Raw genomic sequence first — 1,015 nt, 5'->3', positions numbered from 1 at the left:
CGCGATCTAATGTGGGAGCGGGCTTGCTCGCGAAGGGGCCGGCATTAACACCAGTGTGCCTGAGGTTAACCGCGGGCCTTGGCGATCAGCTCGATGTACTCGGCCGCATTGCGCTGGTCCTTGATCAGGGCGACGAAGTCATTGCCGTGTTCATCCTGGCCATTGAGGTCCAGACCGGCTTCGACGAAGAACGTCAGAAACCGCTCGAAGTCATCAATGCGCAGGCCACGGTAAGCCTTGATCAATTTGTGCAGCGACGGCGAAGTGGCGTCGACTGGCTCGAAATCGAGGAACAACTTGATCTGCTCGTCGCCGATCTCGTCACCAATCACTTGCTTCTTATCTTTACGCATTGCCGACTCCAGCTCGCAGACATTTCACGGGGCGGGCAGTTTACCCCTCCCTTGGCGCCGGGCTCAACGCGCGCGAGTGGCCCCGGTGTGCAAATCAGCCCAGACATGGCCATTGGCATAGCTGAGGAACTGGCAATACACCGTGTCATTACGCAACAAGTCGATCACCACCCGGTACTGCGCCATCGGGTAAAACAACGTCAGGGTTTTGTTTTTTTCGTCGTAGATCGGCTTTTTCAGACTTTTGCTTTCGCCATCGAAGTTGACCAACACCTGGTTGATGGTCGCGCCCTTGTTCAAGGATTTGCCCTTGAGGCGGATCAGTAATGGCGACGTGACGGGAATCGGCTGTTGATTGGACTGGCGCTGGCTTCCCACCACCACCGAATAATCGGTGACTTGCAGGAGTTGTTGCTGCTCGGGCTCTGCATCTCGCAGGGTCAGGTCATCGGGTGGCAGAAACTGTGCGTGCATCGGCGCCGGGGCTGCCGACAGCGGCAGGCTGAGGGTCAGTAACAAGGCGGCACAGCAGCGAATCAAAAGGCTCATGACGGGCTCCGGGGGCGGGGCCGGGCACTTTATCATGAGCTAACGGACGTGAATCGGCGAACCACATCCCTTGTGGGAGCGAGCCTGCTCGCGATAGCGTGCTCGCGATAGCG

General features: G+C 58.2%; 2 protein-coding genes. Both read right to left on the bottom strand.

Annotated features, from left to right (window positions below; genetic code table 11):
- Nucleotides 1-65 precede the first annotated feature (65 nt).
- Nucleotides 66-353 carry a PA4642 family protein gene (locus AC1DRJ_RS29410; protein WP_477793646.1) on the bottom strand — a complete coding sequence of 96 codons (288 nt, stop codon included), beginning with the start codon at nt 351-353 and terminating at the stop codon, nt 66-68.
- A 63-nt stretch (nt 354-416) separates the two neighbouring features.
- Entirely contained in the window at nt 417-902 is a 486-nt protein-coding gene (locus tag AC1DRJ_RS29405) for a hypothetical protein (RefSeq protein WP_477805218.1), read from the bottom strand.
- Between the last annotated feature and the right edge of the window lie 113 nt (nt 903-1,015).

It is taken from the genome of Pseudomonas sp. P5_B2 (assembly GCF_056400445.1).
The sequence above is the reverse complement of the archived record's forward strand: the minus strand, read 5'-3'. Positions and strand labels throughout refer to the sequence as shown.

Excerpts from the sequence above, each read along its gene's own strand:
- AC1DRJ_RS29410 (WP_477793646.1), bottom strand. The coding sequence starts at position 353 with ATGCGTAAAGATAAGAAGCAAGTGATTGGTGACGAGATCGGCGACGAG.
- AC1DRJ_RS29405 (WP_477805218.1), bottom strand. The coding sequence starts at position 902 with ATGAGCCTTTTGATTCGCTGCTGTGCCGCCTTGTTACTGACCCTCAGC.